Origin of the sequence: Catenulispora rubra, from assembly GCF_015356825.1 — a bacterium.
Lineage (GTDB): Bacteria > Actinomycetota > Actinomycetes > Streptomycetales > Catenulisporaceae > Catenulispora > Catenulispora rubra.
This window is the reverse complement of sequence record NZ_JAACYW010000430.1, coordinates 1-7,080: the sequence shown is the minus strand read 5'-3', so window position 1 is coordinate 7,080 and position 7,080 is coordinate 1. Positions and strand designations below refer to the sequence as shown.

Annotated in this window: 4 protein-coding genes and 2 pseudogenes; 3 read left to right on the top strand and 3 right to left on the bottom strand. The window is 71.2% G+C overall.

What is annotated here, in order from left to right; genetic code table 11:
• Positions 1–735: 735 nt before the first annotated feature.
• Both lnt and GWK61_RS51300 read left to right on the top strand, forming a co-directional pair.
• Entirely contained in the window at positions 736–2,487 is a 1,752-nt protein-coding gene (gene lnt, locus GWK61_RS51305) for an apolipoprotein N-acyltransferase (RefSeq protein WP_194921362.1), read from the top strand.
• Positions 2,484–3,224 (top strand): polyprenol monophosphomannose synthase, encoded by a 741-nt coding sequence (locus tag GWK61_RS51300; RefSeq protein WP_194921360.1) that lies wholly within the window; start codon positions 2,484–2,486, stop codon positions 3,222–3,224. The genes lnt and GWK61_RS51300 overlap by 4 nt, the downstream gene beginning before the upstream one ends.
• Positions 3,225–3,714: 490 nt before the next feature.
• On the opposite strand, the pseudogene GWK61_RS57940 reads toward GWK61_RS51300, so the two are convergent.
• The 3 genes and pseudogenes from GWK61_RS57940 to GWK61_RS51285 form a co-directional block, all read right to left on the bottom strand.
• Positions 3,715–4,047 (bottom strand): annotated as a pseudogene (locus tag GWK61_RS57940) (RNA polymerase-binding protein RbpA); the annotation flags it as partial.
• A gap of 251 nt (positions 4,048–4,298) precedes the next feature.
• A complete protein-coding gene (locus tag GWK61_RS51290; protein WP_194921363.1) occupies positions 4,299–5,651 on the bottom strand; it encodes an MFS transporter in 1,353 nt (450 codons plus the stop codon).
• A gap of 104 nt (positions 5,652–5,755) precedes the next feature.
• Positions 5,756–6,550, bottom strand: coding sequence for a glycerophosphodiester phosphodiesterase family protein (locus tag GWK61_RS51285; protein ID WP_194921356.1), 795 nt, complete (start codon positions 6,548–6,550; stop codon positions 5,756–5,758).
• 165 nt (positions 6,551–6,715) lie between these two features.
• Between GWK61_RS51285 and GWK61_RS51280 the strand changes: the two are divergent.
• Positions 6,716–7,080, top strand: a pseudogene (locus tag GWK61_RS51280) (hypothetical protein); the annotation flags it as partial.

The window sequence follows — 7,080 nt, the reverse complement described above, 5'->3', positions numbered from 1 at the left end:
GACCCGCCCAGCCACCGAGCTACCGAGCCGCGCTGCCGACTCTCACCGCCCGCCTACTCCCGCTGCCCTGCCGCCGCCCCGTTGAGGTGTTGAGCCGCGCAGTGACTCGACACCTCAGCCTCACCCCCGCCGCTTCAGCACAGTTCGGTCACAAATATCCCCCGCGCCCTTCCGAGTGATCGTCACCGGCCCCGCCCGCTTTCGCCGCCCCCGCCTGACCTGCGGCTTTGTCGCGTTCGCGCAGGCCACGACTGGTCGGATCACTGGTTGACAGGAGTCCCTGGAGTCCGGGTAGCGTCGGTGACCACGTCCACCGGCCGCACGCGTCGCACGGTGGTCCTGTCTCGCCGCGGTGCGATCCGGCGCCGGGGCGACTCGACGGGGGCACGGCGGCGGATGCGGCGAAAGATGGTGGGTCTTCACCGGGAACCCGGCGGATCCAGTAGACAACGGCGTGCGGGACTCGCAACCAACGGGTCCGCAGCCGGTCCGAAGGGTGCCGCCGGGTTTTCGCGTGCCCGGGCACCGCGAGCGCCTGGTGTTGATGAGCGCCCAGTGCCGACGAGCGCCTGCTGTCGACGTCACTTGATGCTCACCGCCGAAGGTGTACTCCAGCTTTCAAGCAGGTTACGACTGTTTCCCGAACCCCCCAACCTTGAGACCCTGGACTCACACACCCCTCGTATAGGGTGCGCACAAGGTGTGTCCGCAGATCTTTTCTAGGGTGGGTCCCGGGTGGCGAACGTGGATGAGGCCGGTGCGGCCGGTACCCGCCGGCGGCGGTGGTTGCGGCGGCCGGGCCGGCCGAGCGCCGAGGCGGTGCGCCTGGCGGCGCTGGCGCTGCTGGCCGGGGCCGCGCTGAACCTGGCCTTCGCACCGGTCGGCTGGTGGCCGGTGGCGCCGCTGGCGGTGGCCGCGTTCTCGGCGATGGTCTGTGTTGATGGCCGGGAGACGGGTGGCCGCACGGGCCGTCGCGGGATGCTCATCGGATTCTGGTTCGGCACGGGCTTCTGCTGGGTGATGTTCCAGTGGCTGCGGGTCTTCGGGCCCGGCGCGCAGGAAGCCGTCGGCGTCATCGAGTCGCTCTACTTCATCCCGTTCGGCTGGGGCATGGCACGGGTGTCGGTGATGCGCTTCGCGCCGCTGTGGCAGGCCTGCCTGTGGGTCGCCGAGGAGTTCGGCCGCTCGCGCTGGCCGTTCGGCGGCTTCTCCTGGGGCCGGCTGGCGTTCTCCCAGCCCGACTCGCCGTTCACCCCGCTCGCGGCGGTCGGCGGGGCGCCGCTGGTGACCTTCCTGGTGGCGCTGTCCGGCACGCTGCTGTGGCGCGCGGTGGTGATCCTGCGCCGCGACCGGCAGGCCGCGGCGATCAGATGGGCCGCGCTGATGGTCGTCGGCGCCCTGGCGATCCCCGCGGCGGGCTTCGCGGTGCCGTTGCAGTCCCCGGACACCGGGACGCCGGTGCGCATCGCGCTGATCCAGGGCAACGTGCCGCGCGTCGGCTTCGGCCGCGCCGAGCAGGAGGCCGCGGTCCTGGACAACCACGTCAAGGAGACCGAGGTCCTGGCCGCCGACATCCGCTCGGGCAAGGCCGTGAAGCCGGACGTGGTGGTCTGGCCGGAGAACGGCTCGGACATGGACCCCTACTCCGATCCCGGGGTGGCCGCCGAGATCCAGCAGGCGGTCGACGACGTCGGGGTCCCGGTGCTGGTCGGCGCGGTGATCAACGCCAACTCGGCGGGCACCAACGTGCTGAACCGGCTGATCGTCTGGACCCCGGGCCCCGGCGGCGGCATGGGCGCCACCTACGACAAGACGCATCTGGTGCCCTTCGGCGAGTACCTGCCCTTCCGCGGCGTCCTGACCAAGATGATCACGCGGTTCAACATGATCCCGCGCGATTTCGTGCCCGGTCACGGCAAGGGCGTGCTGACCCTCGGCGGGGTCACCGTGGCCGCCGTCATCTGCTTCGAGGTCGCCTACGACGACGTGGTCCGCAACGCCGTCAACGGCGGCGGACAGGTCCTGCTGGTCCCCAGCAACAACGCCTCCTACATGGGCACCGGCCAGACCTACCAGCAGCTGGCGATCGCCCGCTTCCGCGCCGTCGAGCACGGCCGCTGGACCATGGAGGCCGCCACCTCCGGCGTCTCGGCGGTCATCGACCCGCAGGGCAAGATCCTCGCCCAGACCGGCGAGTACCAGGCCCGCTACCTGGACATGCAGGTCCGGCGCAACACCTCGATCACCCTGGCCGACCGCCTCGGCGCCTGGCCGGAGTACGTCTTCGCGCTGCTCGGGCTGCTCGCCGCGATCGGGCTCAGCGGCGCCGCGACGACACTTCGGCGTACTCGTGCCCTGATTCCGGCTTTGAGAACTCCAGCCGATACCCTGCCCGGTACCCCGGACGGCGAGGGGGTCCCGAGCGGATCCGCCAACGACGCCGACCTTCAACCTGTACAGACCGCTGTGAAAGGCCGAGCACGTTGACGAACCTGCGCGTCCTGGTGATCATCCCGACGTACAACGAGGCGGAGAATCTGGCCAAGATCGTCGCCCGCGTGCACGCCGCGAACCCAGAGGTGCACGTGCTGGTGGCCGATGACAACTCCCCGGACGGCACCGGCAAGCTCGCCGACGAACTCGGCGAGGCCGACGAGCGGGTCAAGGTCCTGCACCGGGCCGGCAAGGAGGGCCTGGGCAAGGCGTACCTCGCCGGGTTCGCGTGGGGGATCGAGCACGAGTACGACGTCATCTGCGAGATGGACGCCGACGGTTCGCACCGCCCCGAGGACTTCCCCTCGATGCTCAAGGCCCTGGTCGACCAGAAGGCCGACCTGGTCCTGGGCTCGCGCTACGTCCCCGGCGGCAAGACCGTGGGCTGGCCGAAGCACCGCGAGATCCTGTCCAAGGGCGGCAACACCTGGGTCCGGCTGGTCACCGGCATGAAGCTGGCCGACGCCACCGGCGGCTACCGGCTGTTCCGCCGCGAGACGCTGGAGCGCATAGAGCTTTCCACGGTCGCCAGCGCCGGCTACACCTTCCAGGTCGACCTGGCCTGGCGCACGGTGCGGGCCGGGATGAAGGTCGTCGAGGTCCCGATCACCTTCGTCGAACGCGAACTCGGCGCGTCGAAGATGAGCACGAACATCGTCGCCGAGGCGCTGTGGCGCACCACGGTGTGGGGGATGCAGTACCGCCTGCGCCGGCTGCTGGGGCGTCGCTGAGCGGTGAATCCGGCATCCAGCGCCGCATCCAGCCGCGAATTCAACTGCGAATTCAACTGCGGTTGGTCCCCGGTTCAGCTGTGAGTTTGTCAGGCTCGGACTATACTCGCCACAGGCCCGGACCGGTGCCCGGATTCGACCTGGGCACAAAAAGGCCCGAGCCGCACTGTCGGGGGGATGCAGTGCGGCTCGGGGATCGTGGGCGCGTCACACCCAAGGGGTGACTGCGCTGTTCCTACTGTAGTCGTAACGATGGGTTCTGTGCGCGGATGACGCTCTCGCGCCCTCGCACAGAGCCTCCCGCTCAGCCGGATCAGTCGGACGTGTGCGCGGCGGCCTTGCGCGCGCCGGAGCGCGCGGCGGTGGTCTTCGGCTTGCCGGCCGGGGCGGCCGGACTTTTGACCGAGGACGCCTTGGCGGCGGCCGCAGACTTCTTGGCCCGGCCGCCGATGGTGCGCGCCGGGGCGGGGCGCATGACCTCGTGGTTGGCGATGCCGCCGTCACGCAGCACGGCCAGCCGCTCGGCCAGCACTTCCTCCAGGTCGGCCACCGTGCGCCGCTCCAGAAGCATGTCCCAGTGGGTCCGGGCCGGCTTGCCGGCCTTCTCCTCCGGCGGGGTGCCGTCCACGATCAGGGCCACGGCCCCGCAGACCTTGCACTCCCACGTCGGCGGCACGTCGGCCTCCACCGAGAACGGCATCACGAAGTGGTGCTCGTTCGGGCACACGTACTCGATGTCCTGGCGGGGGGCGAAGTCGATCCCCGCGTCGCTTTCATAGCTGGTCGCGCCGAGGCGCGTCCCGCGCAGTGCCCGCTCGCTCATTGGTGTTCCCTCCAGATCGTCTCACCCGCTCACAACGCGTCGCGGCGCACGTTTTGTTCCGGGGCCGTGGCCGGTCGGCGCGGGCGGGTGTGCTCCCCGAGCCTCCCACGGAACGGTTCCACCGGGCAAAATCGGGCAAACGTCTTGAGTCAGCTCATAGGAGTAGTGCGACGTGGGGTTTATCACACAGGGTGATGACGACCTGGGGAAAGCCCCGAGCGGGTCTTGGCAGCCCCCCGCCGCCACAGCCGCTACAGCCGCTCGGGCACCGGGTTGCCGGCGGTGCGGATCGCCGTGCGCAGATCGGTCCGCGCCAGCAGCACCAGCCCCAGGACGAAGAACGCCACCAGCGAGATGATCGCCAGCCGGTAGGAGCCGGTGAACTGGATCGCCAGCGCCACGGTCAGCGACCCGATCCAGGCCACGCCGTTCTGGCTGACCTCGTAGAGCCCGAAGTACTCGCTCTCCTGCCCGGCCGGGATGATCTGCGCGAACAGCGAGCGCGACAACGCCTGCGTGCCGCCCAGCACCAGCCCGATCGCGCAGCCCAGGACGTAGAACTGCCACGCGGCGTGCTTGGTCATCGCGAACGCCGAGGCCAGCAGCACGATCCAGACCACCAGAGAGCCGCTGATGGTGCGCCGGGTGCCGTGCCGCGCGGCCAGCCGCCCCATCCACAGCGCCCCGCCGAAGGCCACGAACTGCACCACCAGGATCGCGCTGGCCAGCACCGACTGGCCGAGGTCCAGCTCCTTGGTGCCGTAGGTGGAGGCGAAGGAGATGACCGTCTGCACGCCCTCGTTGTAGGCCATGTACGCCAGCAGGAACAGCAGCGCGTTGCGGTTGCGGGACAGCGCGGCCAGCGTGCGCCCGAGCTGCCGGTAGCCGGTCCCCGACTCCGGCCGCTGCGCCTGCGGCAGCCGGGAGGTGCCGGCCGTCAGGCGCCGGACGCCGGCGGTGCCGAACACCAGCCACCACAGGCCCGCCGAGGCCAGTGCGACGCGCGCGGCGTGCGACTGGCTCAGGCCCAGGGGGCTGTGCGCGGTGTAGATGACCAGGTTGACGGTGAGCAGCACGGCGCCGCCGAGATAGCCGACGGCCCAGCCCTTGGAACTGATCGCGTCGCGCTCGTCGGGGGCGGCCAGCGTCGGCAGGTAGCCGTTGGCCAGCACGTTGGCGGTGGAGTAGCCGAGCGAGGCCGCGAGGAACAGCGCGCCGCCCCACAGGTACGCGCCGCCGGTCACGGTGTAGAAGAGCAGCGTGGCGACCACGCCGAGGCCCATCGCGGCGGCCAGCAGGCCGCGAGTGCGCCCGGAGCGGTCGGCGGCGGCGCCGACCAGCGGCAGGACCGCGGCCTGCAGGAGCGCGGCGGCGGTGACGGCGAAGGGGTAGAACGACTCGGCGCGCACGCTCAGGCCGGCCAGGTGCAGGTAGTGGTTTTCCCCGCCGGCGGCGTTGCGCGCGATGTCGGTGAGGTAGGGGCCGAGGAAGACCGCGGTGACGGTGGTGGGGAAGGCGTGGGCGCCCCAGGCGTAGCCGTACCAGCCTTTGCGGCGGGAGAGCTGGGCCGGGTCGGGGAGGTCTGCGGCTGGGTCGGCCGGCATCGGGGCGTTGCCGGCCGCAGCCGGCACGGCGGCGAGCGCCTGGGCGCCACCCGCGGCGGCGGCGCCGTCGGCGGTGAACGCGTCGGCGGTGTCGTCGATCGGCATCAGGACCAGGTCCCTCGTTTCGTCAGCACGGTTTTCAGCGTGTCCAGCCGGTCGGTCATGATGCCGTCCGCGCCCAGGTCGAGCAACCGTTCCATGTCAGCGGCCTCGTTCACGGTCCAGACGTGGACCGGCAGCCCGGCCGCGTGCGCCGCCGCCAGCAGCCGCTCGTCGACCACCACGATCCGGCCCAGCGCCGGCGGTACTTGCAGGCACGCGGCTGCCACCTGCGGGAGCGCTGCCGGGTCCGGCGTCTCGCCGACCTTGAGCTTGCGGGAGGCGCGCCAGATCCGGAACGCCTCGCGCGGGCCGGCGCTGGTGCACAGTTCGGGCCCGAACGCCTCGCGCATCGCGGTGAGCCGGGTGTCGGAGAAGGAGCTGATGCAGACCCGCTCCACCGCGTCGGCGTGCCGGAGCAGCGCGGTCAGCGGGACGATCGCGTTGGGCTCCTTGACGTCGATGTTGAACCGCGCCTCGGGGAACGCCTCCAGCAGGTCCGCCATCGTCGGGATCGGCTCGTCGCCGACGCGCGCGGTGGCGACCTCGGCGGCGGTGAGCGTGCTGATCCGGCCGCGGGTGTCGGTGACGCGCTGCAGCCGCCGGTCGTGGAAGGCCAGCAGGACGCCGTCGGCCGTGGCGTGGACGTCGGTCTCCAGATACCGGAAGCCGGCCTCGACAGCGATCTTGAAGGCGGACATCGTGTTCTCGCCGGCCGGACCGTCCGCGCCGCCCCGGTGCGCGAACGGGATGGGCCCGGGGTGGTCGAGGAAGGCGTGGCGGGGGTGAGCGGCGGACATGGCGGCAAGTATCCCAATCCGCGGGTCACAACTTCATCAAACTGCGCGTGGCGGGCTGCACAGTCGGCCGGTAGTCCATACTCTGATGCGATCGCCGTCCGGGGGGAGCGCGGTTCATGATTTGCTTCAGGGCGCGAGGGCGCGAGCGAGCGTGGGGAGTGCGGGTTGAAGGCGGCGGGCCGGGCGGCGGACGGTGCTGGGTCGGCCGGAGGTGACGGCGCCGAGCCGGGAGCCGGTGAGTCCGAAGGCAGTCAGCCGGAAACCGGCGAAACCCGATCAGGGGAAGCCGGACGGTTACGCCGCGCCTCCGACATCCTCGGCGAGGTCCTGTTCGGCGGCGGAGCGCGGGCCAGGGCCGGCGAGACAGCCCGCGAGAGCCGTTCGGAGTCCGACTCTGACAGCGACTCCGGCAACAGTTCCAGCGCCGGCTCCGACCCGGTCGGCACTGACCTGACCGACACCGACCCCACCGATGCCGACCCGACCGACTCCGACCCGATCGGCACCGCGCACGTCACCGTCCCCAGCGC